Origin of the sequence: Labrys neptuniae (assembly GCF_040797145.1) — a bacterium.
Classification (GTDB): Bacteria; Pseudomonadota; Alphaproteobacteria; order Rhizobiales; family Labraceae; genus Labrys; species Labrys neptuniae.
Genome location: NZ_JBFNQD010000022.1, coordinates 26,801 through 49,961 on the forward strand (window position 1 = coordinate 26,801; position 23,161 = coordinate 49,961).

The following is a 23,161-nucleotide window of genomic DNA, read 5'->3' on the forward strand; positions in this document are numbered from 1 at the left end:
TCCGAAAATGGCGCTCGCTTTCCGGCGCCATACTCCCGGCCGTAGCCCGCTCGCCGCTCAGTCGTGGCCGTGCTTGCCGTGATGCCCGTGCTCATGGTCGTGCCCACAACCGCAAGCATCACCATGGTCATGGTGATGATGATGGTCGTGCTTGTGATCATGGCCGTGATGATGGCCGTGATCGTGTCCATGCGCGTCGTGGCTGTGATCCCCGCCCTCCGGCTGGAACGGCCCTTCGATCGCCACGACCTTGGCGCCGAGCCCCTTGAGGACTTCGGCGATCGCGGCATCCTGGCGGATGCGCAGCCATTTCGCCCCGATCTCGGTTTCGCGGTGGCGGTCGCCGAGATGCCAGGCCAGACGCATCAGGTGCAGGGGGTCGCGGCCCTTGATCTCGAGCAAGGGCTCGGCCTCGGCCACGATCTCGATCAGCCGGCCGTCCTCCAGCCGATAGGCATCGCCATGGGCAAGCGCCGGCGCCTCGGAGAGGTCAACCAGGATATCAAGGCCACCCACCGTCTGCACCACGCCCTGGCGCTGGCAGCGATCCTCGAAGGTCAGCACGACACTGTCGGCAATGGACTTGGCTTCGACCTCGCGGGCCGGCACGAAAGAATGGGCGTGAAGCATGGATGTTTCCTGCAGGGGTCTCACTGCCTCATATAGACTGCTTCGCGCCGATGTGCAGGGGCGAAATCGTCGCCGGGCCGGCGAATGACGCCGGCGGCTCAGGCCGCATCGCGCCTGGCAAGACAGTCGCCGTCCCGCAATACGCGCTCCGTCGAAGGCGGGTATTTGGCCAGCAGGGCGGCAGGACGGACCGGCCGGCGCACGAGGTCGCCGCCGCAATTGGGGCAGGTGCCATCGAAGGCATTCGCCGCACAATCGGCGCAGAAGGTGCACTCGAAAGTGCAGATCATCGCGTCACGCGCATCGGGAGGCAGGTCCCTGTCGCAGCATTCGCAATTGGGGCGCAGTTTCAGCATGACTCACCTGGAGAACGGCCTGGAACCAGGCCATCTTGCGCGATCGGACGCTCAAGACAAGCCCGATCAAGAATCGCCCCCCACCCCTTGAAACCGCCGAAACCCGCACCAAATCATGGTTTGTGCAGGCCCGGACGGGATGCACATGTCAGCTCCGGCCAGATGGCGGAGCATTTCAACGGCTTGTCGCTTCAAAGGAGGATAGCCATGCGTCAGTTTGATTTTTCGCCCCTTTACCGTTCCACCGTTGGTTTCGACCGCCTGTTCTCGGCGCTCGATCAGGTCGCCGGCGTCGATGCTGCGGCCACCACCTACCCGCCCTACAATATCGAGCGCACCTCGGATAACACCTACCGCATCTCGGTTGCCGTCGCCGGCTTCGCCGAGAGCGACATCGCCATCGAAGTGAAGGAAAACTCCCTCACCATTCGCGGCGAGAAGTCCGAGAGCAAGGAAGCCAGCAAGGGTGAGATCCTGCATCAGGGTATCGCCGCCCGCGCTTTCGAGCGCCGCTTCCAGCTCGCCGATTACGTCCAGGTGACGGGTGCCAGCCTCGAGAACGGCCTGCTCCATGTCGATCTTGTCCGCGAGATCCCGGAGGCCAAGAAGCCCCGGCTGATCCCGATCAATGGATCGGGCCCCCGGCAGGTTGAAGCCAAGGCCGCCTAAGCCAACAGGATAGAATGGAAAGTCAGGGCGCTCCGGGAAACCGGGGCGCCCTTTGCGTTGGGTGCTTCCTCAGCACCCCGGCGCGATCTGGCGGTAGCGGCACCAACCCGGCGTCAGCTGCCCCCTCGAATTGAGCGGGTAGGCGTAGCTTCCGGGCGTTCGCAGCGCCGGGGGCGGCACGGTAAGCGGGACGATGCGGGGCACCGGCTTGATTTGCGTCTGCTGCAGCGGAGGCATCGGCCTCAGGGCCTGTCGTGCCGGCAATGCCGCACCACTGCCCCGCAGCGGCACCACGGCGACGATCTTGCCGCTCTGGTCGTCGACGGTCACGCGTACGCGCCGATGCTTGGCGTCGACGGCAGCTGCGTAATAGAAATTGAGGTCATGGGTCACGCCGCCGATGCCGGAATAGCCGGCCTGCGTCATCACCCGGATCGCAGCCTTCGGCGTCAGCGTATCGGCAAGCGCGGGCATGGCCACGACCAGGGCCGCAAGCGCCAGGAAGGCTCCGGCCAACAGGTGCGACAGCACTGTCGTCTTGCTCAAGGCCATTGCTTCAACTCCTGCCCCCATCCGACAACTCAACACCGATCAGAACCGAAAAGTTCACAGCGATCTGGTCAGGGTTGCCAGGTATTGTTCTTTTCCAAAACCGGTTTTTCGATGATGGCGTCGGCGGCCTTGGCCGCACCGATCACCTCGAAAAGCTCGCGCAGGGCCTCCTGCACGCCGGCACCGGAGATGGACGACAGGATGATCGGCGTCTTCTTCGCCGCCCGCTTCAGCCGCGCCACCTGTTCCTTCAGCAGTTCGGGCGAGAGCGAATCCGTCTTCGACAGCGCTACGATCTCCGGCTTGGTGGCCAGATCCCCGCCATAGGCGGCCAGCTCGTTGCGGATGATCTTGTAGGCCTTGCCGGCGTGCTCGCAGGTGCCGTCGACCAGATGCAGCAGCACGCGGCAGCGCTCGACATGGCCGAGGAAGCGGTCGCCGAGGCCGTGCCCCTCATGGGCGCCTTCGATCAGGCCGGGAATGTCGGCGAGCACGAATTCGCGCCCGTCAACCCGGACGACGCCGAGGCCAGGATAGAGCGTGGTGAAGGGATAGTCGGCGATCTTGGGCTTGGCGGCCGTCACCGTGGCCAGGAAGGTCGACTTGCCGGCATTGGGCAGGCCGACCAGGCCCGCATCGGCGATCAGCTTGAGGCGCAGCCAGATCGTCTTCTCCTCGCCCGGCAGGCCGGGATTGGCGCGGCGCGGCGCCTGGTTGGTCGAGGTCTTGAAATAGGCGTTGCCGAAGCCGCCATTGCCGCCCTTGCAGATCAGGGCGCGCTGGCCGACCTCGGTGAAGTCGGCGATCATGGTCTCGCCGTCCTCCTCGTAGATCTGGGTGCCGACCGGCACCTTCAGCACCACGTCGGGCGAATTGGCGCCAGTGCGGTTGCGGCCCATGCCATGCATACCGACGCGCGCCTTGAAATGCTGCTGGTAGCGATAGTCGATCAGCGTGTTGAGATGGTCGACGCATTCGGCCACGACCGAACCGCCCTTGCCACCGTCGCCGCCGTCGGGGCCGCCGAATTCGATGAATTTTTCGCGCCGGAAGGACACAGCGCCCCCACCGCCATCGCCGGCTTTGACGTAGATCTTGGCTTGATCGAGAAACTTCATGGCTCGGTTCTAGTCCTCATGGAAGATGGTCAAGCCAGATCCGAAACGAGGTCTCTCGGCCAATTCTCCCGCTGCGCAAGCCGAACGGCCCACGCCCACACTGTCGATGCTATCTAGCTGATGGCGCTGACATAGTGCCTTTGCGGGTAAAAAGCGAGGGATTTCATATGGACCGCTCTGCCCTGCGGCCGAGAACGACTGCCCCCGGTGGCGCCGGTTTTGATGGTCTGCCCCCGTGCCGGCGGCAATGATTACAGGAAATACACTTGCATCGCCCCCGCCACGCCCCCACATTCCGGACGCGGGCCGGGCCCCTCTGACGTCGCGCTTGATGCGCACGTGATGTCGGACCGCTGAAAAAGGGCCCGTTCGCAGACATCGAAGCGGGCAACAGCAAGATAGGTTGCCGATCATGCGCTTCAGCAAGACTCGTCTCTTTTCCCTGGTCACCGCCCTGTCCCTGGCGTTTACGCTGGCGGCGGTGGATCTGTCCGAGGCCCGCCGCGGCGGCAGCATCGGCAGCCGTGGCGCGCGTACCTATGATTCCGTGCCGGCCACCCGCACAGCGCCGGACCAGGCTGCCCCGGTCCAGCGTTCGATGACCCCCAATCCCGGCCCGAGCGCGACCCAGCCCGCTTCGCCGCTGGCGCAAGGCGCTGCGCAGCAGCGGCCTGGCCTGTTCGGCGGCGCCGGCGGCCTGATGCGCGGCCTCCTGGTCGGCGGCCTGATCGGCGCACTGCTGGGCTATGGCTTCGGCGGCCTCGCCGGCATGCTCGGCTTCCTGCTGCAGGCCGCCCTGATCGCCGTGATCGCCTTCTTCGCGATCTCCTGGTGGCGTTCGCGCCGCACGCCGGCCGCTGCGACGGCAGGCGGGCCGCAAATGTCGCGCGGATTCGGCTTTGGCAACCAGGGCTTGGGCAATCAGGGCCTGGGCAATCAGGGCTTCAACCGCGACGCGCAGCCGACCACGAGCGGCCGCACCGGTTTCTTCGGCCTGTCGTCCCCGGCGGCGGCCAGCCCTGCCCGTGGCGAGGCCTTGGAGACCACGCAGGCCGATCTCGATACCTTCGAGCACCGGCTGACCGAGGTCCAGGATGCCTTCGCCAAGGAGGATCACGCCGCCCTGCGCCGCCTGACGACACCTGAAATCGTGTCCTACTTCTCCGAAGAACTGGCCGACAACGCCAAGCGCGGCGTCCGCAACGATGTGCGCGACACACGCCTGCTCCAGGCCGACATTGCCGAAGCCTGGCGCGAGGGCGATGAGGACTATGTCAGCGCCGCTTTCCGCTACCAGTCGGTCGACGTCCTGCGCGACCGTACCACGGGCGCAATCGTCGAAGGCAAGGACGAGCCCAGCGAAACGACCGAGATCTGGACCTTCGTGCGGCGCAAGGGTGAAGACTGGAAGCTGTCGGCGATCCAGGAAGCCTGACGCTTGGAGTCCCTGTCGGGCTGGTCTTCAGGCCAGCCCGAGTAGCCATGGTTCCAACTGCCATGTCCCCGCCCGGGCTTTGGCGGAGCTGAAGACCCGGCGCCCTTTGCCGCGCTTTGCATCAGCCGCCGTGATGCCCGGCTGGCCTATCGCTGCTTCGTCTGCCAATCCTTGGCCTGATAGACCGGCGCGTTGGAGGGCGCCAGCAGCGGCTTGCCGAGGATGTGGTCGGACGCCTTCTCGCCGATCATGATCGAGGGCGCGTTGAGGTTGCCGTTGGTGATCAGCGGGATGATCGAGGAATCGGCGATGCGCAGATTCTCCAGACCCACCACCTTCGTCTCGAAATCCACCACCGTCATCGGATCGGCCGGGTCGCCCATCTTGCAGGTGCCGGACGGGTGGAAGGCGCTTTCGACATGCTGGGCGATGAAGGCATCGATCGCCTCGTCCGAGGTGACGTCGGCGCCGGGCGAGATCTCGCGGCCGCGATAGGGCTCGAAGGCCTTCTGCTGGAAGATCTCGCGGGTCAGCCTGACGCAGGCCCGCATCTCCGTCCAGTCGTCTGGGTGGCTCATATAGTTGAAGCGGATCAGCGGCGCCTCGCGCACATCGCGCGATTTCAGGCGGATATGACCGCGGCTCTTGGAGCGCATCGGCCCGACATGGGCCTGGAAACCATGCTCGGAAGCGAGCGAATTGCCGTTGTAGCTCACCGCCATCGGCAGGAAGTGATACTGGATGTCGGGGTAGGGAATGCCGGCGCGCGAGCGGATGAAGCCGCAGCTCTCGAAATGGTTGGTGGCGCCGAGGCCGTCCTTGCGCAGCAGCCACTGCACACCGACCATGCCCTTGGCGATCGGGTTGGTGACGGAATAGAGGGTGATCGGCTGCGTGCTCGCCATCTGGAAATAGAATTCGAGATGGTCCTGCAGATTCTCGCCGACGCCGGGCAGATCGTGCACGATGTCGATGCCGAAGCCCTTGAGTTCGGCCTGCGGCCCCACTCCCGAGGCCTTCAGCAGTTGGGGATCGTTGATCGGCCCGGCCGCCAGGATCACCTCCCGCCGCGCCACCACGCGCTTGAGCACGGAGCCCTGCCAATATTCGACGCCGACCGCCTTCCTGCCCTCGAACAGGATGCGGCTTGCCAGCGCATGCGTCTCTACCGAGAGATTGGCCCGTTTCATCGCCGGCTTGAGATAGGCATTGGCCGTGGACCAGCGCCGGCCCTTATGGACCGTCATGTCCATGCGGCCGAAGCCTTCCTGCTGATAGCCGTTCACATCATCGGTGGCCGGATAGCCGGCTTCGACGGCCGCATCGATGAAGGCCTGGTAGAGCGGGTTGGCGAGCTTGCCATAGGAAGTCTTGAGCGGGCCGTCGGCGCCGCGATATTCGTCCCCGCCCTCCTCGCGCCCTTCCGCCCGGCGGAAATAGGGCAGCACGCCGGCGTAGTTCCAGCCCCGCGCGCCTGCGTCCTGCCAGGCATCGTAGTCCAGGGCATTGCCGCGGATATAGACCATGCCGTTGATCGAGGAGGAACCGCCCAGCACCTTGCCACGCGGGGTGTGCAGGCTGCGTCCCCCCAGCGCCGGCTCAGGCTCGGCATGGTAGCGCCAGTCATAGCGCGGCGAGTTCATCGGGATGGAGAGCGCGCTCGGCATCTGGATGAACACCGAGCCGTCACTGCCGCCGAACTCGAGTAGCTTGACGCGATGCGTGCCATCCTCGGTGAGGCGGTTGGCCATCACGCAGCCGGCCGAGCCGGCGCCAACGATCACATAGTCGAATGTTTCGGTCATGGTTCAATCCCAGGGTGCGCGGACGTCTCGTCCGCTCGTCCCATCCTGCAATCGTCGCGTTTCCAGGTGCGGACGCCGGGACATGCCGGCATGTCGCTGTGACGTCTGCGTTCCCAGAGCTCAGTACGGCGCCTCGATGTCGCCCAGGGCGACGTAGACGCTCTTGATCTGGGTGTAGTGCTCCACCGCCGCGCGCGAATTCTCGCGCCCGAGGCCGGAGAGCTTCACCCCGCCGAAGGGCAGCTCGATCGGCGTGACGTTGTACTGGTTGATCCAGCAGGTGCCGGCCTCGAGATTGGCGATGACGCGATGACCGCGGGAAAGGTCGTTGGTGAACACGCCGGCCGCCAGGCCATATTCGGTGTCGTTGGCGCGGGCGACGACCTCGTCCTCGTCGTCGAAGCTCAGCACCGTCATCACCGGGCCGAAGATCTCCTCGCGCACGATGGCCATGTCGTCCTGGCAGCCGTCGAAGATGGTGGGGGCGACGAAGGCCCCCTTGGCGAGCGCACCGGTGGTGACGCGATGGCCTCCGGTGAGCAGCTTCGCCCCTTCTGCCTTGCCCTTCTCGACATAGGACATCACCTTTTCCAGGTGCTCCTGGCTGACGAGCGCACCGACATGGGTGTTGGGATCGAGGGGATCGCCGATCACCATCTTCTCGACCCGCGCCTTGAGCTTGGCGAGGAAGGCGTCCTTCACCGATTTGTGCACGAAGACGCGCGTGCCGTTCGAGCAGACCTCGCCGGCCGAATAGAAATTGCCGAGCAGGGCGCCGGAGACGGCATTGTCGAGCTTGGCGTCCTCGAACACGATCAGGGGCGACTTGCCGCCGAGTTCGAGCGTGACATGCTTCAGCGTCTTGGCGGCATTGGCCATGATGATGCGGCCGGTGCCGGCCTCGCCCGTCAGCGAGATCTTCTTGATGGCAGGATGGGCGACCAGTGCCTTGCCGACACGGGCATCGCCCTGCACCACGTTGAAAACGCCATCCGGCAGGCCGGCTTCCTTGAAGGCCTCGGCGAGATAGGGCGCGGTCAGCGGCGTCACCTCGGAGGGCTTGAAGATCATGGCGTTGCCACAGGCGAGCGCCGGGGCGGATTTCCAGCAGGCGATCTGGATCGGGTAGTTCCAGGCGCCGATACCGGCGACGACACCGAGCGGCTCGCGGCGGGTATAGCCGAAGGCAGACGGGCCGAGATCGACATGCTCACCGGTGAGGGTGGCGGCGATGCCGGCGAAATATTCGAGGCAGTCGGCGCCCGACAGCACGTCGACGGCGATGGTTTCCTGGATCGGCTTGCCGGTATCGCGCGTCTCGATCTCGGCCAGCGCCGCATTCTTCTCGCGCAGGATGTCGGCGGTGCGCTTGAGGATGCGGCCGCGCTCGGCGCCCGTCATGCGCGACCACACCTTGAAGCCGGCCTTGGCCGCCTCGATCGCCCGCTCGATGTCGGCATCGCCGGCCTGCTCGACCTCGGCGATGGTCTCGCCGGTGGCCGGATCGACCGAGGGGAAGGTCTCGCCCGAGGTGGCGTCGACGAAGGCGCCGCCGATATGGTTCTTCACAACGCCGTAGCGCATTCTTCAAACTCCCCGCCTGGAAGGGCCGCCGCTTGTTCGGAGCCGTTTTCCGCTTTTCGATATGAACTCAACTTCCAAATGCAAGCCGGCGCCCTCGCCTCCGGCCAATCCTCGGCGCCAACTCCCGGCGCCTGACCTCAGCGGCTGAGGCCGAGCAGCATGAACTGACTGTCGACGAAGCCGGTCGCCACACTCCTGGCCATGCGGCCATCCGGATCATTGGCCAGGGTGGCGCGCAGCCAAAGCCCGTCGATCATCGCGGCGATGGTCTCGGCCAGCGCCCGCGCCGGCTCCGGCCGCAGCACCGGCAGCAGCGCATGGGCGAGATTGCCCGCGATGCGGCGATGATAGGCCCGCTGCACCCGGGCAAAGCGCGGCGAATGCGGCACCTGCCCCCAGAAAGCCAGCCAGACCGTGCCGATGCGCCGTTCGAACTGGCTGACACCGAGCATGGTCTCGATCACCGCCTGGACACGGGCCCGCGGCGTAGTGGCGTCGCGCAGGCGGGCTGCGGCCCCCCGTGACAACTGCCGGGCGAGATGACGCAGGGTCGCTTCCAGGAGCCCGTCCTTGTCCCCGAAATAGAAGGAGACCAAGCCGGTGGAGACGTCCGCGCGGCGGGCAATCTCCGCAATCGTCGTGGCATTGAAGCCGAGTTCGCCGATCGCCTCGATGGTCGCTTCGATCAACTGCCGACGCCGCACATCTCCGGCGTCGACGCGACGCAGACGGATCGGGCGTTGGTTGGTTGAGGTGAGTTGAGCGGCCATGGCCAATACAATATTTTGAACGTTCAATCAGTCAAGAGCCGATCGCCATGCCGACGCCGATTCTTGGCGGCGATCGGAACTGGAGACCGGCGTCGATCCCCTTTCCATTTTCCTGCGAAGGCGGCATGCTGGCGTGCGACGAGCCCAAGCGTTCGCGATTTGCGGAATCACCAAAAATCGCCAAGGCGCTCTAGCCAATCCGGTGGATTGGCCTGAAAACAAGGAGCTGGAGCACATAAGCGCTCAGTCATGAGCGCGCTTTGCTCCAGGAATCAGACGGGAGGAACAACCGGATGCGCGACAAGTCGACCGAAGGTCAACTCGTACCAGGGCTTAATGTCATCGAGACGACGGAAACGGATAATGTCCTGCGCTGGGATGGCCATATGGTCTATGTCGAGCACAAGGTCTTCCATAACGGGCAGGTGGTCCACGAGCGCTACAAGCGCCGCGTCACGACCGAAGTCGCCAAGGCCCTGCTGACCACGATCCAGCTGAACGGCTGAGCGAAGCGCGAATGTCGTCGCACCATGCCGGGCATGGTGCGATCTTCGCTTTGCTGCGATCGTGGCTTTCCGCCCTCGCAAAAACAAAAAGCGCGCCGAAGCGCGCTTTTCAGAACGAAAGGATGAGCGAACTCAGCTCAGCGCCTTCTGCAATTCCTTGATCTGGCCGAGCTTGAGATCGGCCAGGGCCTTAGCGGCATCGTCGACGGCGGCCTGGACTGCAGCCTCGGCGGCCGCGATTTCCTGGCTCAGTTTGTCGGGGGTCATTTCCTCGATCGGAACGGCCTGCTCGGCAAGGATGGTGAGGCCCTGCGGATTGACATCCGCGAAGCCGCCGCGCACGAACAGATGACGGGACGAGCCGCCGGCGGTTTCCTTGACCACGATGATGCCGGGCCGGATGGTCGACATCACCGGAGCGTGCTGGGACAGCACCTCGAAATCGCCTTCGCTGCCAGGAACGACGACGGATTCGACAGGGCCGGAGAACAGCAGCTTCTCAGGCGTGACGAGTTCGAATTGGAAGCTGGCCATCGATGCGGTCCTTGATTTCCAGAAGAGGGGCGCCTGGCGGCGCCCCCATTAGCCTTGTTACGCAGCCTCGGCGGCGAGGCGCTTGCCCTTTTCGACGGCCTGCTCGATGGTGCCGACCATGTAGAAGGCGGCTTCCGGCAGGTAGTCGTACTGGCCTTCCACGATGCCCTTGAAGCCCTTGACGGTGTCCTCGATCGGAACCTGCACGCCGTCCGAGCCGGTGAACACCTTGGCGACGTCGAAGGGCTGCGACAGGAAGCGCTCGACCTTGCGGGCGCGGGCCACGGTGAGCTTGTCCTCTTCGGACAGTTCGTCCATGCCGAGAATGGCGATGATGTCCTGCAGAGACTTGTAGCGCTGCAGGATCTGCTGGACCGAACGAGCCACCGCATAGTGTTCCTCGCCGACCACGGCCGGGGAGAGCATGCGCGAGGTGGAGTCGAGTGGGTCGACCGCCGGATAGATGCCCTTTTCAGCGATCGAGCGCGACAGCACGGTCGTGGCGTCCAGATGGGCGAAGGAGGTGGCGGGCGCCGGGTCGGTCAAGTCGTCGGCCGGCACGTAGATGGCCTGCACCGAGGTGATCGAGCCCTTGGTCGTGGTGGTGATGCGCTCCTGCAGCGCGCCCATGTCGGTGGCGAGCGTCGGCTGATAGCCCACGGCCGAAGGAATACGGCCGAGAAGCGCCGACACTTCCGAGCCGGCCTGGGTGAAGCGGAAGATGTTGTCCACGAAGAACAGCACGTCCTGGCCCTGGTCGCGGAAGTTCTCGGCGACGGTGAGGCCGGTCAGGGCGACGCGGGCGCGGGCACCCGGCGGCTCGTTCATCTGGCCGAACACCAGGGCGCACTTCGACTGGATGCCCTTGGGGTTGTGCGGGTCGTCGTTCACGCCGGCTTCGATGAACTCGTGATAGAGGTCGTTGCCTTCGCGGGTGCGCTCGCCGACGCCGGCGAACACCGAGAAGCCGCCATGGGTCTTGGCGATGTTGTTGATCAGTTCCTGAATGAGCACGGTCTTGCCGACGCCGGCGCCGCCGAACAGGCCGATCTTGCCGCCCTTGGCGTAGGGAGCCAGGAGGTCGACGACCTTGATGCCGGTGACCAGGATCTGGGCTTCGGTCGACTGCTCGGCGAAGGTGGGCGCCGCAGCGTGGATCGGGCGAACGCCGTCGCCGTTGACCGGACCGGCTTCATCGATCGGCTCGCCGATCACGTTCATGATGCGGCCGAGCGTGGCATTACCGACCGGCACGGCGATCGGGGTGCCGGTGTCGGTGACTTCCTGGCCGCGGACCAGACCTTCGGACACGTCCATGGCGATGCAGCGCACGGTGGATTCGCCCAGATGCTGGGCGACTTCCAGCACGAGGCGCTGGCCGTTGTTGGTGGTCTCAAGCGCGTTCAGAATCTCGGGCAGATGCTCGTCGAACTGCACGTCGACGACGGCGCCGATGACCTGCACAACGCGTCCGGTCTTGTTGGCCATGGGGTTCTCCAAAAGTCTCTTCTATACTTGAAACGGGTCAGACGACGGTCAACGTGACCGGCACGTTGTTGCGCGTCGCGCGGGAATAGGGGCAGATCTGGTGGGCTTCTTCGACCAGCGCCTTGACGGCGGCAGGATCGGCGCCGGGAACATGGACCTTCAGCTCCACCGCGAGAGCGAAGCTGACATCGTCCTTGCTCAGGGTGACCTGGCAGGTGATCTTGGCCGTGTTGCCATCGATGCCATGCTTGCGGCCCAGCGCCACGATCGCCTGGCCGTAGCAGGCCGAATAGCCCAGCGCGAAGAGCTGCTCGGGGTTGTGGCCTTCGCCATTGCCGCCCAGCTCCTTGGGGAACGCCATGGCGAGCGCCAGCCCGCCATTGTCGAGAATCGCACGGCCTTCACGGCCACCCTTGGTCGAGGCAGAAGTCGTATAAGACATCACGAATCTCCTTGTTCCCATATGCGATCGCGGCCTGCAAAGGCCGCAAACGCCTTAGAGTGCTTCCGCACCCGAGATGATTTCGATCAGTTCCTTGGTGATCATCGCCTGGCGCGTGCGGTTGTAGGTGATCGTCTGCTTCTTGATCATCTCGCCGGCATTGCGGGTGGCGTTGTCCATGGCGCTCATCTGCGCTCCATAGAAGGAGGCATTGTTCTCAAGCAGGGCGCGCAGCACCTGCACCGAGATGTTGCGCGGCAGGAGATCGGCGAGGATGGCGCCCTCGTCCGGCTCATAGTCATAGGCAACCTTCTGCGCGCCTTCCTGGACGACCGGCACTTCGGCCGGGATCAGCCGCTTGGCGGTCGGGATCTGCGAGATCACCGACTTGAAGGTCGAATAATAGAGCGTGCAGACGTCGAAGGCGCCTTCGGCGTAGAGCTTGCGGATCTTCGCACCGACCTGATCGGCATGCTCGAAGCCGAGCTGACGAACGGAGCGGAAATCGACCAGCTCGATGATGTGCTTCTCGAACTGGCGCTTGAGCACGTCAAAGCCCTTGCGCCCAACGCACAGGATCTTCACCGTCTTGCCCTGGCCGAGCAGCGCCGTCGCCTGCTCGCGGGCAAGGCGGGCGATCGCGGTGTTGAAGGCACCGCACAGGCCACGTTCGCCGGTGCAGACCACCAGCAGATGGGTCTGGTCCTTGCCGCTGCCCGCCAGCAGCGGTGGGGCCTGGCGCGGATCAGCGATCGAGCCGGCGAGATTGGCCAGCACGGCGTCGATGCGTTCGGCATAGGGACGCGCCGCCTCGGCCGCCGTCTGGGCGCGGCGCAACTTGGCGGCCGCGACCATCTGCATGGCCTTGGTGATCTTCTGCGTCGCCTTCACTGAGGCAATGCGGTTTCTAAGGTCCTTAAGCGATGCCATCGCTTCGCCTTCCTATCAGTGCTTGCGGATCAGGCGAAGGTCTTGGCGAACGCCTCGACCTGGTCCTTGAGCTTGGCGGCAACGTCGTCGCTGAGATCGCCGGAAGAACGGATCGCCTCGAGGATCGAGCCCTCGGCGCGCAGCTTGGCGAGCAGACCCGTTTCGAAGGGCTTCACCTTGCTGACCTCGATCTTGTCGAGATAGCCGTTGACGCCGGCGTAGATCACCACGACCTGCTCTTCCATCTTCAGCGGCGAGAACTGGCCCTGCTTCAGGAGCTCGGTCAGGCGGGCGCCACGGGCGAGCAGACGCTGGGTGGTGGCGTCGAGGTCGGAGCCGAACTGGGCGAAGGCGGCCATTTCGCGATACTGGGCGAGCTCGCCCTTGATCTTGCCGGCAACCTTCTTCATCGCCTTGGTCTGCGCCGAGGAGCCGACGCGCGACACCGACAGACCCACGTTCACGGCAGGACGGATGCCCTGGTAGAAGAGGTCGGTCTCGAGGAAGATCTGGCCGTCGGTGATCGAGATCACGTTGGTCGGGATGTAGGCCGACACGTCGTTGGCCTGGGTTTCGATGACCGGCAGGGCGGTCAGCGAGCCGAGGCCGGCATCCTTGCCCATCTTGGCGGCGCGCTCGAGCAGGCGGGAATGCAGGTAGAACACGTCGCCCGGATAGGCTTCGCGGCCCGGCGGGCGGCGCAGCAGCAGCGACATCTGGCGATAGGCGACGGCCTGCTTGGACAGATCGTCATAGATGATCACGGCATGCATGCCGTTGTCGCGGAAATATTCGCCCATGGCGCAGCCGGCGAAGGGCGCCAGGAACTGCATCGGGGCCGGGTCGGAAGCGGTCGCGGCAACGACGATCGAGTAGTCGAGCGCGCCGTTCTCTTCCAGCACCTTGACGAACTGGGCGACGGTGGAGCGCTTCTGGCCGACGGCGACGTAGACGCAATAGAGCTTCTTGGTCTCGTCGTCGCCCTGGTTGAGCGGCTTCTGGTTGAGGATGGTGTCGAGCGCCACGGCGGTCTTGCCGGTCTGGCGGTCGCCGATGATCAGCTCGCGCTGGCCGCGGCCGATCGGGATCAGGGCGTCGATGGCCTTCAGGCCGGTCGCCATCGGCTCGTTCACCGACTTGCGCGGGATGATGCCGGGCGCCTTGACGTCCACGCGGGCGCGGGTATCAGCCTGGATCGGGCCCTTGCCGTCGATCGGGTTGCCGAGGGCGTCAACCACGCGGCCGAGCAGGCCCTTGCCGACCGGCACGTCCACGATGGCGCGGGTGCGCTTGACGGTGTCGCCTTCCTTGATCTCGCGGTCGGAACCGAACAGCACGATACCGACATTGTCGGTTTCGAGGTTCAGCGCCATGCCACGCACGCCGCCAGGGAACTCGACCATCTCACCGGCCTGGACGTTGTCGAGGCCATAGACGCGGGCAATACCGTCACCGACGGAGAGAACCTGACCGACTTCGGAAACTTCGGCTTCCTGGCCGAAATTCTTGATCTGGTCCTTCAGAATGGCGGAAATTTCTGCGGCGCGGATGTCCATCAGCCGACCTCTTTCATGGCGATCTTGATCGATTGGAGTTTGGTCTTGAGCGAGGCGTCGATCATGCGGCTACCGATCTTGACGATCAGACCGCCGATCAGGCTCGGGTCGACCTTGACGTTGAGGGAGATGTCCTTGCCGGTCGCGCTCTTGAGCGAGTCCTTGAGGACATTGAGATTGTCGTCGGAGAGCGGCTGGGCCGCCGTGACTTCGGCGCTCGCCTGTCCGCGCGCCTTGGCGACCAGCGCGGTGAAGGCGGAGATCATGTCGCCAACCGCGAAGAGGCGGCGGTTATGGGCGGCAAGCTTGATGAAATTGGCGGCAATACCACCGATGCCGGCGCGCTCGAGCACGGCCGTTACGGCTTTGGTCTGCTCTTCGGAGGAAAAGACGGGGCTGCGGACGAGGCGCTTGAGATCGGCGCTTTCCTCGACGAGGCCATTGAAACGGCCAAGATCGGCTGCAACGGAATCGATGGCGTTCTGCTCACTGGCGAGCTCGAACAAGGCATTGGCATAGCGGCTTGCCATGCCGGATACGATCGGTTCTTCCCCTGCCACCGCGTGTCTCTCTGCTGAAACCACTTCGGGAGAACAGCAGTCCAGCCGGGATTCCCCGCACCCGACCGCCCAACCCCTTGGCGGATATGTTGAATTTCCTCACGGTTGCAGGAAGGACAAGGTCCCGCCCCTGCAACACGAGCGCTCACCTAACACACAGGCTTGGCCGACGCAACAAGAGGGAAACACCGAAAACGCGGCGAAAAAACCTCAATCCACCGGCAGAACCCGCCCCGTTTGTCACGGTTCTCGAATGAGAGCAGCGAGGACACCTTCCGCCATCCCGGATCGGAGGTCGAATTCGGCCACACGCCCGCGCGTCAGGTCCCGTGTTTCAGTGTACGAAAAGTTCCGGGCCCCGCCCCCGGCGCCCGTACTCAAGACAAACAAAAGGGCCGGCAATCAGCCGGCCCGGACGAGATGCCGCGCGGAGAACCGCGCGCAATCTCAGGCGTCGGACTTCTGGGTCAGGATCTGGCGGCCGCGATACATGCCGGTCTTCAGATCGACATGATGCGGACGGCGCAGTTCGCCCGAATCCTTGTCCTCGACATAGGTCGGGGCCTTGAGGGCATCAGCGGAACGGCGGAAGCCGCGCTTCATGCGGGAGGTTTTTCGCTTCGGAACAGCCATTGGGGTATCTTCTTCGTGGCGTGCGGATGCCGTGACAGTCACGACAGGCCGATGACAAAATCGATTGAAGGCGCAGCCTATACAGGAAGAGAACTCAGGAAGAAAGAGGCTGGCGCGAGAATCTTTCGTCCGGGAAATAGCGCGGCTGGGACCGCGGAGGTGCATACCTTATCTCACACAGTCGAAATAGCCGGACGAGTTGCGGGCGCGGTTGACGATCAGGCCGGCCAGGTTGCGCAGGCGCCGCGTCGGCGAGCCGGCGCTGCGGCGGATCGGATTGGGCAGCACCACGGCGAGCTGGGCCGCCTCGCGGGCATTGAGCCTGGAGGCCGGCTTCTTGAAATAATGCTGGGCTGCCGCCTCGATACCGTAGATGCCGTCTCCCCATTCCGCCACGTTGAGATAGACCTCCAGCACGCGCTTCTTCGACCAGACCAGGTCGGTCCACACGGCCAGCGGCACCTCGAGCGGCTTGCGGGCGAAGGTCGGCAGCGGCCACAGATAGAGATTCTTCACCGTCTGCATCGCGATGGTGGAGGCGCCGCGCGAAGGGCCCTTTTCGCCGCCGCGTTCCAGCACGTCCGCGATGGCGCCGAAATCGACGCCCCAGTGACGGCAGAACTGGCCATCCTCGGAGGCCATCACCGAGAAGCGGGCGACCGGCGCGATATTTTCGATCGGCGTCCAGCGCCGGTCGACGGCTTGGCCGGTGAGATAGCGTCCCAGCATGGGCAGCGAGATCGGCGGCACCACCGTATAGAGGATGGTGAGCACCACGGGCAGGGCCGCGAGCCCGATCGCAACCATGACGAGGCGCCGCCATAGCGTGCGCGAGCTTCTCCTGACGGCCATTGCAACCCCAAGTTCCGGCCTGTCTTCGGGCGCTGCCGCGTCAGCCATCACCCCTGCCCGATCCCTCGTTTCACGCCTCGTCATAGCGCAAAGTGCCAGCCAGCGCACCCGGCTCGTCGCGAAGAGGTGGTGACGACCCGCCCCAGCACGACGGCTGCAGTTTTCATCCGAAGGAAATGCGGAGTGTCGGCCTCCTTGCCGACATCGTGAAAAAAACGTGCTCGTTGGCGACCAGGATGTCGGCAAGGAGGCCGACACTCCGCATGCCCCGCACTCTTTTATTCAGATGCAACCGTAATCCTAGGCAAGTCGGCAGGCACAGATCATATTAGGACAACTGTTCTGCCAAGCTTCAGCGATCATGCATCCTAATATCACGTTCACCCAATTGCGCTGTTTCGTCGCCGCAGCGGAGACCGGCGGTTTCACTGCCGCCGCCCAGCGCATCCATCTCACCCAATCGGCCGTGAGCCAGGCGATCGCCGGGCTGGAGGATGCCCTCGGCGCCAAGCTGCTGATCCGTACGCGCGTGGGCGTGAAGCTCACCGATCTCGGTGAGGCCGCCTTCGCGGAGGCCCAGGCCCTGTTGGCGGGCGCACAGCGCCTGGCCGCCGTCACCAAGGCCAGCGACAAGCTCTCCGGCACGACGCTGCGCATCGGCTCGGTGCAGAGCGCGGCGGCGAGATTGCTGCCTGGTTGGCTCAAACCGTTCCGGGCGCTCTATCCGCAGGCCGGCATCACCCTGCATCTGGGCACCGACGAGGAAGTAAATGACTGGGTGCTCGCCGATGCCGTCGATATCGGCATCAGCGGCGAGCCTCACCCCGATCTCGACAATACCATTGTCGCCAATGACGATTTCGTGCTGATCCTGCCCGGCGGCCATCCCCTGGCCAAGAACGCCTCGATCGGCCTGGACGCCATCGATGGCGAGCGCGCCATCTTCTCGGGCGGCGGCGGCAACCGCCAACTCGACGACGCACTGGCGGCAGCCCGCAGCAAGCCGAACATATTGTTCCTGGTGCGTGACAATGCCACCATCTTCGGCATGGTGCGCGAGGGCATCGGCCTCACCGTGATGCCCGACCTCACGCTGCCGGACGACACCAGCGGTCTGGCAGTTCGCCGGCTGACCCCGCCGCTGCGCCGAGACCTGCATGCCTCCGTCCGCAAGCAGGACATCAGCCCCGCCGGCCGAGCCTTCCTGGAACTGCTGCCGATCGGCAAATAGAACGCGCTTCAATTCAAGGGAGCGGGTATCAGCCCGTAGCGGCGCATGATGGCACCCATTTGCGCAAGATCGGGCGTGTCGGACGCCAGCAGTGCCGCCACTTCGCGGAAATAGTCGATGCCGAGCACGCCAGGCGTCAGCACGACGAGGCAGGTCGCCGGCACCTGTCCGTCATTGCGGAAGGCATGGACGGTGCCGCGCGGGATGAAGAGCGTCTCTCCCACGCTCAATCCAACTTCACCATCTCCGATTCGGAAGGTCATCTTGCCTTCGAGGCCATAGACCGTTTCGTCCCAGCTTTCGTGATAATGCGCGACCGGCATGCGGGCGTGCGGCTGGACGATCATCTCGAACATGTCGAGGCTGCCCTGCGTGTCCGCCTTGCTATGCAGGAAGCGCAGTTCCAGACCCTTGATGCTGATGACTTCCGACATGGCGCGATCCCCCTGGTCGCCAGTTTCGAGACAGAGATGAGCTGCGGCTCCCTGCGAGCTTGCGCTCCAATCGCTTCCCCGACAAGGGTGGGTTTTGCCGCCCGGCCGCGCTTCTCAGGCGGCTTCGGCCGCGGTCTCCAGCAGCCAGGCCAGGAAGAGTTCCGCACCCCGTCGAATGGGCGGGCGGGCCCGCACCCAGTAATTGCCGAGCAGCAACCCGTCCTGCGGGCCGACCACGGCCAGCAGGCCGTTGCGCAGTTCCCGCTCGATCAGGCGCGGCGAGGCCAGAGTCATGCCAAGGCCCGCACTCGCCGCCTCCCAGGCCGCATCGTCGATCTCGAAGCGATTGGCCATGCGCACCTCGCGCCAGTCGACGCCATTGACCTCGGCCCAGCGACGCCAGTCCCAATCGTCCTGCGTCGCCGAAATCAGGGCTCCCGAGCCGGCCAGTTCCGCGGCACCGGCATCGCGATAGCGGGCGGCAACCTCGGGTGCCGCCACCACGACGCAGACATCGTCGAACAGCACCGCTCCCCCCTGGACCGGATTTTCCGCGCGGGAATAGCCGATGACGAGATCGATGTCGTCATGGTCGGCCATTGCCGAGACCGGTGTCTCCAGGCGGACGCGGATGGAAGGATGAGCCTGGCGGAAGCGGCCGAGGCGCGGAATCAGCCAGCGCAGGGCCAGCGACACCGAGGCGCGCACGAGGACCTCGTTGGCGTCGCGCTGCAGCGCGGAAGCCGCCGCCGCGATCATGTCGAGCGCCGGCGCGGTCGCCGCCGCAAAACGCGCGCCCTCCGCCGTCAGCTCGATGGCATTGTTCGAACGGGCGAACAGGCGCACGCCGAGCCCTTCCTCAAGGTGGCGCACCTGATGGCTGACGGCGCTGGCCGTCACGCCCAATTCCTCGCCGGCCGCTTTCAGGCTGCCGAGGCGAGCCGCTGCCTCGAAGACGCGCACAGCGTTGAGGGACGGAAGACGGCGAGGCGTCTGCATCGATTTTCCTCATGCAGCAATCAAAGAACGCGTTTGTTTGCAGGGATGAAATCTGTGACCTCATCAAGCATGACGATTGCAGCAAAATCAACGCCGCTGGCTGGGACAGCCGGCATGAGTGCCAATGCCAAGGGCGCCCTCTGGCTCCTGGTCGGCACCGCTTTGTTCACCCTGATCTTCGCCTCCGGCCGTTTTGCCGGCCCCCTGCTCGCGATTCCGCAGATCCTCGTACTTCGCTATGCCAGCGGCTTCGTCACCACACTCGTCGTGGCCAAGGCCGGCGGGCAGTCCCTCACTGCCCTGCGCAGCCCGCGGCCGGGCCAGCATTTCCTGCGCGCCTGCTTCGGTAGTTTCGGTGGCCTGGCGGCGATCTATGCCGCCGCCCATATGCCGGTTGCCGCCGCCAGCGCCATCGGCCTGCTCGAAGGCATCTTCGTGGTCGCGCTCGCCGTCGTCATGCTGGGTGAGACCGTGGGCTGGCGCCATTGGCTGGCCGGCCTCACCTGCGGCCTCGGGGCGCTCGCGGTGGTGATCGGCCAGCATTCGGCCGCCACATCGTTCGGCGACGTCACCGTTCCCGCCGCGATGGCCCTGCTTGGCGCCGTGCTGATGGCCTTCGAGATCATCTATGTGAAACGGCTGACCAAGGGCGATACCCCGCTCTCCATGCTGGCCCATGTCAACCTCTTCAGCTTCCTCCTGATGCTGGTGCCGGCTTGGCTGAGCTGGAAGATCGTCGGTCCTGGCCCGATCCTGGCCTGCCTGATGCTCGGGCCGGTGGCGATCCTCGCCCAATATTGCAACATCAGGGGCTATCGGCTCGCCGACATCGCGGTGGCCGGGCCGATCGGCTATAGCTGGATCGTGTTCGCCGCCCTGCTCGGCCTCCTCGCCTTCGGCGAGGTTCCCGACCTCAAGGCCGCGCTCGGCTGCCTCACCATCCTCGCCGGCGGCTATTGGCTGACCCGGCTCCCCGCGACCAGCGGCGGCTGAGAGACGATCTCATCCGCCCGTCTGGGTGATCACCATCTCCAGCATCTGCGAGGCCTTGGTGCGGTAGCGCTCGCGGTGGCGCAGCATGCGGAAAGCCCGCGGCGGCATGTCGAAGGCGATCCGCACCAGCCGCCCCGCCTGCAAATCGGGCGCCGCGACGAGTTCCGACATCACGGTGGCAAATGGCCCCGAGCGCACGGCCGAACGCACGGCCTCGTTCGAGGGCAGCACCAGAGCGATCTCGAGGGCGCCTGGGTCGACGTCCCGCGCCCGCAAGGCCTCCTCGAAGACAGAGCGGGTGCCGGACCCTTCCTCGCGCATGATCCAGCGCGCGGTGGCGATGTCATAGGGCCGCACCGTACGCCCGTCGGCCCAGGGATGGCCCGGCGCCACCACCACGATCAACCGGTCATGCGCCACCGTCTGCACCGCCAGGGCCGGCTCGTCGATGGCGCCCTCGATGAAGCCGATCTCGGCCGCCCCTTCCAGCACGGCCTGGGTAACGCTCTGGGTGTTGCCGATCTCCAGCCTGAGATCGACATGCGGATGCACGTCATGATAGCGCGCCAGGAAGGGCGCCACCCAATAGCTTGCAATGGTCTGGCTGGCATGCACGACAAGCGAGCCGCGCGCGCCGCTACCAAGTTCGGACAAAGCCAGCTCCGCCGCCTTGGCCGAAGCGAGCGTCGCCCGCGCCGTGGGCAGGAACTCCCGCCCGCCCGGCGTCATCTCGATGCGGCGGCCGACGCGATGGAACAAAGCCGCGCCGTAACGATCCTCCAGCACGCGGATGGCCGAGCTGACGGCCGAAGGCGTCAGATGCAGTTCGCCCGCGGCCTGCGTCAGGTGTTCACGCTCGGCGACCGCCACAAAAATTCTGAGCTGCTCCAGGGTCATCGCAAAACCATTCGATTTTATCGAATGATTTCTACACTATTTTGAAATGGATTGAACAGAGCCAATAAGGCAGAAGAAACCTGTGAATTGCAGGTGGATCATGAGCAGCAAATTCGGCAGCCGGTTCAGCGATAGGACAGGACTTCGCGGGATTCTTCCCGGCGCGGGCCTGTGCATCGTCGTCACCGCCCTCGCCATGGGCGCCGAGCTCATCGAGGCCAAGCTGTTCGGCAAGGCCTGGCTGGAGGCTCTCGTTCTCGCCATCCTGATCGGCGCCCTGATCCGTACCTTCGCCCAGCCGCATGCCCGCTTCGATCGCGGCATCACCTTCGGCGCCAAGACCCTGCTGGAGGTCGCCGTCGTCCTGCTCGGCGCTTCCGTCAGCGCTGCCGCCATCGCCGATGCCGGGCTCGGCTTGATGGCGGGCATTGCCGGCGTGGTGATGGTGTCGATCACGCTGAGCTTCGGCATCGGCCGCGCCTTCGGCCTGCCGCACAACATGGCCCTGCTGGTCGCCTGCGGCAATTCGATCTGCGGCAACTCCGCCATCGCAGCGACGGCACCGGTGATCGGCGCCAACGGCAAGGACGTTGCCGCCTCGATCGCCTTCACCGCCGTGCTCGGCGTGGTCGCCGTGATCGGCCTGCCGCTGCTGGTGCCGGCGCTCGACCTCACGCCGGGCCAGTATGGCGTCTTCGCCGGATTGACCGTCTATGCCGTGCCGCAGGTTCTGGCCGCGACCGCGCCGGTCGCCGCCCTCAGCGTGCAGATCGGCACCCTGGTCAAGCTCGCCCGCGTGCTGATGCTCGGCCCGGTCATCGTGATTCTGGCCCTTATCAGCGATATCCGGCGCAAGGCGGACGCCTCGGCAGCAGGCACGCCTGCCCAGGCACGTCCCCGCCTCAGCCAGATCGTGCCTTGGTTCATCATCGGCTTCCTGGCCATGATGGCTCTGCGCTCCTTCGGCCTCCTGCCACAGGCCTCGCTCCAGCCGATCGCCTCGGCCGCCAACACGCTCACCATCATTTCGATGGCCGCGCTCGGCCTTACCGTCGACATCCGAGCCGTCGCCAAGGCCGGGCCGCGGGTGACCTCGACGGTGATTCTGTCCCTGCTCGCCCTCGGCGTGATCAGCTACGCGTTGATCGTCCTGCTCAAGGTTGCCTGAAGACCGTTTTCAGCAAGGCGCGCGCCTCGTCCCAACTCCCCGTCGCCAGGGCGTGCGGTGAGGCACCATCTTCGGGCGAATGCCAGCGCAGCGGCAAAGCGCCTGGCCTCAATACGATCTGCCTGGGCCGAAAGCGCAGCAATTGCTCGGCGCCTTCGAAGGCGGCGATCTCCGGCCCCTCCAGGATCACCTCGCCGTCTCCCGAGAGCTGGAGCAGGTCTCCCGTCGCGAAATCGACGAAGGTGAAGCCGCAGCGCGGATCGACCAGGATGTTGCCCAGCGTGTTGAAGAAGAGATTGCCGGCAAAATCCGGCATCAGCAGGCTGCCGTCGTCCTGTACCGCCACGAAGCCCGGCCGGCCGCCACGATGGGAGACGTCGACCTGCCGGTGGCCGGCCGCGCCCACCACCGAAGACGCGATGAAGAGTGTCTCGGCGCCGGCGATCAGAGCCGCCGCAGGGCCTTCGATGCGATCGAAGCGCCGGACCGGCAGCGTGGAAGCCGCGGCCGGATCGCGAGCGAAGCTGAAGTCGCGCAAGCGGATATAGCGCGGGCAATTGCCGAAGCTCTCGCCGACCTCGACGTCGAAGGCGTCCGGGCCCGTGCGCCGCACCGTGCCGTTGAGCCGGTTGCGCCGCCTCGTATGCAGCTCGATGCCGAGCAGGCCGATCGCGGCACCATCCTCCAGGCCGGAAGCCGCAGGGTCGGCGGGATCCGCCATGGCTGCCACATGCAGCGCGTGGGGCTCGGGCGAATGGAGGAACCCCGGCCGGCCGGCCAGGATCGTTGCCCAGATCTCGCCGGCACGATCGGCGGCACCGACGACGATGAAGGGAAGCAACGGGTAGAAATCGCGATGCTGCTCGATCAGATGGTCACGCAGCACACGCCGCCCGACCACATCCATGCGCTCGGCGGCTCCCGCCCGGCGCTGCAGGGCGAGCTCGCCCTGATGCCACGGTGAATCCGCGGCGACAGGCACATTGCCATCCATGACATTTGCCTTTCGAAAGCGTTTT

The 23,161-nt window shown here is 65.3% G+C and carries 25 protein-coding genes; 6 read left to right on the forward strand and 19 right to left on the reverse strand.

Annotation, left to right across the window (positions count from 1 at the left end; genetic code table 11):
- Positions 1-57 precede the first annotated feature (57 nt).
- Positions 58-630 carry an urease accessory protein UreE gene (locus ABXS05_RS31570; RefSeq protein ID WP_367626652.1) on the reverse strand — a complete coding sequence of 191 codons (573 nt, stop codon included), beginning with the start codon at positions 628-630 and terminating at the stop codon, positions 58-60.
- 98 nt (positions 631-728) lie between these two features.
- Positions 729-986, reverse strand: coding sequence for a DUF1272 domain-containing protein (locus ABXS05_RS31575; RefSeq protein ID WP_311934632.1), 258 nt, complete (start codon positions 984-986; stop codon positions 729-731).
- Positions 987-1,193: 207 nt separating this feature from the next.
- Here ABXS05_RS31575 and ABXS05_RS31580 point away from each other — a divergent pair, with 207 nt between their 5' ends.
- Complete coding sequence (locus tag ABXS05_RS31580; protein ID WP_367626653.1) at positions 1,194-1,655, forward strand: Hsp20 family protein; 462 nt, start codon at positions 1,194-1,196, stop codon at positions 1,653-1,655.
- 69 nt (positions 1,656-1,724) lie between these two features.
- Here the strand turns inward: ABXS05_RS31580 and ABXS05_RS31585 are convergent, their stop codons facing one another.
- Positions 1,725-2,207, reverse strand: coding sequence for a hypothetical protein (locus ABXS05_RS31585; protein ID WP_367626654.1), 483 nt, complete (start codon positions 2,205-2,207; stop codon positions 1,725-1,727).
- A gap of 68 nt (positions 2,208-2,275) precedes the next feature.
- The gene (obgE, locus tag ABXS05_RS31590; protein WP_367626655.1) at positions 2,276-3,325 is read right to left on the reverse strand and encodes a GTPase ObgE; all 1,050 of its coding nucleotides are present in this window, start codon (positions 3,323-3,325) and stop codon (positions 2,276-2,278) included.
- 412 nt (positions 3,326-3,737) lie between these two features.
- On the opposite strand from obgE, the gene ABXS05_RS31595 reads away from it, so the two are divergent.
- Positions 3,738-4,760 carry a TIM44-like domain-containing protein gene (locus tag ABXS05_RS31595; RefSeq protein ID WP_367626656.1) on the forward strand — a complete coding sequence of 341 codons (1,023 nt, stop codon included), beginning with the start codon at positions 3,738-3,740 and terminating at the stop codon, positions 4,758-4,760.
- Positions 4,761-4,906: 146 nt separating this feature from the next.
- Here ABXS05_RS31595 and betA read toward each other — a convergent pair whose 3' ends face one another.
- The 3 genes from betA to betI all read right to left on the reverse strand — a co-directional run bounded on the left by betA (position 4,907) and on the right by betI (position 8,919).
- On the reverse strand, positions 4,907-6,565 hold the full coding sequence (gene betA, locus ABXS05_RS31600) for a choline dehydrogenase (protein WP_367626657.1): 1,659 nt from the start codon (positions 6,563-6,565) through the stop codon (positions 4,907-4,909).
- 120 nt (positions 6,566-6,685) lie between these two features.
- Positions 6,686-8,149 carry a betaine-aldehyde dehydrogenase gene (betB, locus tag ABXS05_RS31605; protein ID WP_367626658.1) on the reverse strand — a complete coding sequence of 488 codons (1,464 nt, stop codon included), beginning with the start codon at positions 8,147-8,149 and terminating at the stop codon, positions 6,686-6,688.
- Between the two features lie 137 nt (positions 8,150-8,286).
- On the reverse strand, positions 8,287-8,919 hold the full coding sequence (betI, locus tag ABXS05_RS31610) for a transcriptional regulator BetI (protein ID WP_311934625.1): 633 nt from the start codon (positions 8,917-8,919) through the stop codon (positions 8,287-8,289).
- Positions 8,920-9,212: 293 nt separating this feature from the next.
- On the opposite strand from betI, the gene ABXS05_RS31615 reads away from it, so the two are divergent.
- The gene (locus ABXS05_RS31615; RefSeq protein WP_322433605.1) at positions 9,213-9,425 is read left to right on the forward strand and encodes a hypothetical protein; all 213 of its coding nucleotides are present in this window, start codon (positions 9,213-9,215) and stop codon (positions 9,423-9,425) included.
- Positions 9,426-9,557: 132 nt separating this feature from the next.
- On the opposite strand, the gene ABXS05_RS31620 is transcribed toward ABXS05_RS31615, so the two are convergent.
- From ABXS05_RS31620 to ABXS05_RS31655, 8 genes are all read right to left on the reverse strand, one after another.
- Positions 9,558-9,959, reverse strand: coding sequence for a F0F1 ATP synthase subunit epsilon (locus ABXS05_RS31620; protein ID WP_311934623.1), 402 nt, complete (start codon positions 9,957-9,959; stop codon positions 9,558-9,560).
- A gap of 57 nt (positions 9,960-10,016) precedes the next feature.
- Entirely contained in the window at positions 10,017-11,447 is a 1,431-nt protein-coding gene (gene atpD, locus ABXS05_RS31625) for a F0F1 ATP synthase subunit beta (RefSeq protein WP_068294763.1), read from the reverse strand.
- A 37-nt stretch (positions 11,448-11,484) separates the two neighbouring features.
- A complete protein-coding gene (locus ABXS05_RS31630) occupies positions 11,485-11,889 on the reverse strand; it encodes an organic hydroperoxide resistance protein (RefSeq protein ID WP_311934622.1) in 405 nt (134 codons plus the stop codon).
- A 54-nt stretch (positions 11,890-11,943) separates the two neighbouring features.
- Positions 11,944-12,819, reverse strand: a complete 876-nt coding sequence (locus tag ABXS05_RS31635; RefSeq protein ID WP_311934621.1) for a F0F1 ATP synthase subunit gamma — start codon at positions 12,817-12,819, stop codon at positions 11,944-11,946.
- 29 nt (positions 12,820-12,848) lie between these two features.
- On the reverse strand, positions 12,849-14,375 hold the full coding sequence (atpA, locus tag ABXS05_RS31640; protein WP_068294755.1) for a F0F1 ATP synthase subunit alpha: 1,527 nt from the start codon (positions 14,373-14,375) through the stop codon (positions 12,849-12,851).
- Positions 14,375-14,935 carry a F0F1 ATP synthase subunit delta gene (locus tag ABXS05_RS31645; RefSeq protein WP_311934620.1) on the reverse strand — a complete coding sequence of 187 codons (561 nt, stop codon included), beginning with the start codon at positions 14,933-14,935 and terminating at the stop codon, positions 14,375-14,377. Before ABXS05_RS31645 ends, atpA begins: the two co-directional genes overlap by 1 nt.
- A 447-nt stretch (positions 14,936-15,382) precedes the next feature.
- Complete coding sequence (gene rpmF, locus ABXS05_RS31650; RefSeq protein WP_068294749.1) at positions 15,383-15,568, reverse strand: 50S ribosomal protein L32; 186 nt, start codon at positions 15,566-15,568, stop codon at positions 15,383-15,385.
- Positions 15,569-15,736: 168 nt separating this feature from the next.
- Positions 15,737-16,468, reverse strand: a complete 732-nt coding sequence (locus tag ABXS05_RS31655; RefSeq protein WP_311934619.1) for a transglycosylase domain-containing protein — start codon at positions 16,466-16,468, stop codon at positions 15,737-15,739.
- Positions 16,469-16,781: 313 nt separating this feature from the next.
- On the opposite strand from ABXS05_RS31655, the gene ABXS05_RS31660 reads away from it, so the two are divergent.
- On the forward strand, positions 16,782-17,651 hold the full coding sequence (locus tag ABXS05_RS31660) for a LysR family transcriptional regulator (RefSeq protein WP_311934618.1): 870 nt from the start codon (positions 16,782-16,784) through the stop codon (positions 17,649-17,651).
- Between the two features lie 8 nt (positions 17,652-17,659).
- On the opposite strand, the gene ABXS05_RS31665 is transcribed toward ABXS05_RS31660, so the two are convergent.
- Together ABXS05_RS31665 and ABXS05_RS31670 are read right to left on the reverse strand one after the other, a co-directional pair.
- The gene (locus ABXS05_RS31665) at positions 17,660-18,085 is read right to left on the reverse strand and encodes a cupin domain-containing protein (RefSeq protein ID WP_367626659.1); all 426 of its coding nucleotides are present in this window, start codon (positions 18,083-18,085) and stop codon (positions 17,660-17,662) included.
- Positions 18,086-18,199: 114 nt separating this feature from the next.
- Positions 18,200-19,084 carry a LysR substrate-binding domain-containing protein gene (locus ABXS05_RS31670; protein ID WP_367626660.1) on the reverse strand — a complete coding sequence of 295 codons (885 nt, stop codon included), beginning with the start codon at positions 19,082-19,084 and terminating at the stop codon, positions 18,200-18,202.
- A gap of 114 nt (positions 19,085-19,198) precedes the next feature.
- Here ABXS05_RS31670 and ABXS05_RS31675 point away from each other — a divergent pair, with 114 nt between their 5' ends.
- Positions 19,199-20,077 (forward strand): DMT family transporter, encoded by an 879-nt coding sequence (locus ABXS05_RS31675; RefSeq protein WP_367626661.1) that lies wholly within the window; start codon positions 19,199-19,201, stop codon positions 20,075-20,077.
- Positions 20,078-20,086: 9 nt separating this feature from the next.
- Here the strand turns inward: ABXS05_RS31675 and ABXS05_RS31680 are convergent, their stop codons facing one another.
- Positions 20,087-20,974 (reverse strand): LysR family transcriptional regulator, encoded by an 888-nt coding sequence (locus ABXS05_RS31680; RefSeq protein ID WP_311934614.1) that lies wholly within the window; start codon positions 20,972-20,974, stop codon positions 20,087-20,089.
- Positions 20,975-21,074: 100 nt separating this feature from the next.
- Here ABXS05_RS31680 and ABXS05_RS31685 point away from each other — a divergent pair, with 100 nt between their 5' ends.
- Entirely contained in the window at positions 21,075-22,142 is a 1,068-nt protein-coding gene (locus tag ABXS05_RS31685) for a YeiH family protein (protein ID WP_367626662.1), read from the forward strand.
- On the opposite strand, the gene ABXS05_RS31690 is transcribed toward ABXS05_RS31685, so the two are convergent.
- Complete coding sequence (locus ABXS05_RS31690; protein WP_367626663.1) at positions 22,129-23,136, reverse strand: pyridoxamine 5'-phosphate oxidase family protein; 1,008 nt, start codon at positions 23,134-23,136, stop codon at positions 22,129-22,131. The genes ABXS05_RS31685 and ABXS05_RS31690 overlap by 14 nt on opposite strands.
- Positions 23,137-23,161 lie beyond the last annotated feature (25 nt).

Bases quoted from the DNA above. Each gene is read 5' to 3' on its own strand.
- ABXS05_RS31570 (WP_367626652.1), bottom strand. From the start codon at position 630: ATGCTTCACGCCCATTCTTTCGTGCCGGCCCGCGAGGTCGAAGCCAAG.
- ABXS05_RS31575 (WP_311934632.1), bottom strand. From the start codon at position 986: ATGCTGAAACTGCGCCCCAATTGCGAATGCTGCGACAGGGACCTGCCT.
- ABXS05_RS31580 (WP_367626653.1), top strand. From the start codon at position 1,194: ATGCGTCAGTTTGATTTTTCGCCCCTTTACCGTTCCACCGTTGGTTTC.
- ABXS05_RS31585 (WP_367626654.1), bottom strand. From the start codon at position 2,207: ATGGCCTTGAGCAAGACGACAGTGCTGTCGCACCTGTTGGCCGGAGCC.
- obgE (WP_367626655.1), bottom strand. From the start codon at position 3,325: ATGAAGTTTCTCGATCAAGCCAAGATCTACGTCAAAGCCGGCGATGGC.
- ABXS05_RS31595 (WP_367626656.1), top strand. From the start codon at position 3,738: ATGCGCTTCAGCAAGACTCGTCTCTTTTCCCTGGTCACCGCCCTGTCC.
- betA (WP_367626657.1), bottom strand. From the start codon at position 6,565: ATGACCGAAACATTCGACTATGTGATCGTTGGCGCCGGCTCGGCCGGC.
- betB (WP_367626658.1), bottom strand. From the start codon at position 8,149: ATGCGCTACGGCGTTGTGAAGAACCATATCGGCGGCGCCTTCGTCGAC.
- betI (WP_311934625.1), bottom strand. From the start codon at position 8,919: ATGGCCGCTCAACTCACCTCAACCAACCAACGCCCGATCCGTCTGCGT.
- ABXS05_RS31615 (WP_322433605.1), top strand. From the start codon at position 9,213: ATGCGCGACAAGTCGACCGAAGGTCAACTCGTACCAGGGCTTAATGTC.
- ABXS05_RS31620 (WP_311934623.1), bottom strand. From the start codon at position 9,959: ATGGCCAGCTTCCAATTCGAACTCGTCACGCCTGAGAAGCTGCTGTTC.
- atpD (WP_068294763.1), bottom strand. From the start codon at position 11,447: ATGGCCAACAAGACCGGACGCGTTGTGCAGGTCATCGGCGCCGTCGTC.
- ABXS05_RS31630 (WP_311934622.1), bottom strand. From the start codon at position 11,889: ATGTCTTATACGACTTCTGCCTCGACCAAGGGTGGCCGTGAAGGCCGT.
- ABXS05_RS31635 (WP_311934621.1), bottom strand. From the start codon at position 12,819: ATGGCATCGCTTAAGGACCTTAGAAACCGCATTGCCTCAGTGAAGGCG.
- atpA (WP_068294755.1), bottom strand. From the start codon at position 14,375: ATGGACATCCGCGCCGCAGAAATTTCCGCCATTCTGAAGGACCAGATC.
- rpmF (WP_068294749.1), bottom strand. From the start codon at position 15,568: ATGGCTGTTCCGAAGCGAAAAACCTCCCGCATGAAGCGCGGCTTCCGC.
- ABXS05_RS31655 (WP_311934619.1), bottom strand. From the start codon at position 16,468: ATGGCTGACGCGGCAGCGCCCGAAGACAGGCCGGAACTTGGGGTTGCA.
- ABXS05_RS31660 (WP_311934618.1), top strand. From the start codon at position 16,782: ATGCATCCTAATATCACGTTCACCCAATTGCGCTGTTTCGTCGCCGCA.
- ABXS05_RS31665 (WP_367626659.1), bottom strand. From the start codon at position 18,085: ATGTCGGAAGTCATCAGCATCAAGGGTCTGGAACTGCGCTTCCTGCAT.
- ABXS05_RS31670 (WP_367626660.1), bottom strand. From the start codon at position 19,084: ATGCAGACGCCTCGCCGTCTTCCGTCCCTCAACGCTGTGCGCGTCTTC.
- ABXS05_RS31675 (WP_367626661.1), top strand. From the start codon at position 19,199: ATGAGTGCCAATGCCAAGGGCGCCCTCTGGCTCCTGGTCGGCACCGCT.
- ABXS05_RS31680 (WP_311934614.1), bottom strand. From the start codon at position 20,974: ATGACCCTGGAGCAGCTCAGAATTTTTGTGGCGGTCGCCGAGCGTGAA.
- ABXS05_RS31685 (WP_367626662.1), top strand. From the start codon at position 21,075: ATGAGCAGCAAATTCGGCAGCCGGTTCAGCGATAGGACAGGACTTCGC.
- ABXS05_RS31690 (WP_367626663.1), bottom strand. From the start codon at position 23,136: ATGGATGGCAATGTGCCTGTCGCCGCGGATTCACCGTGGCATCAGGGC.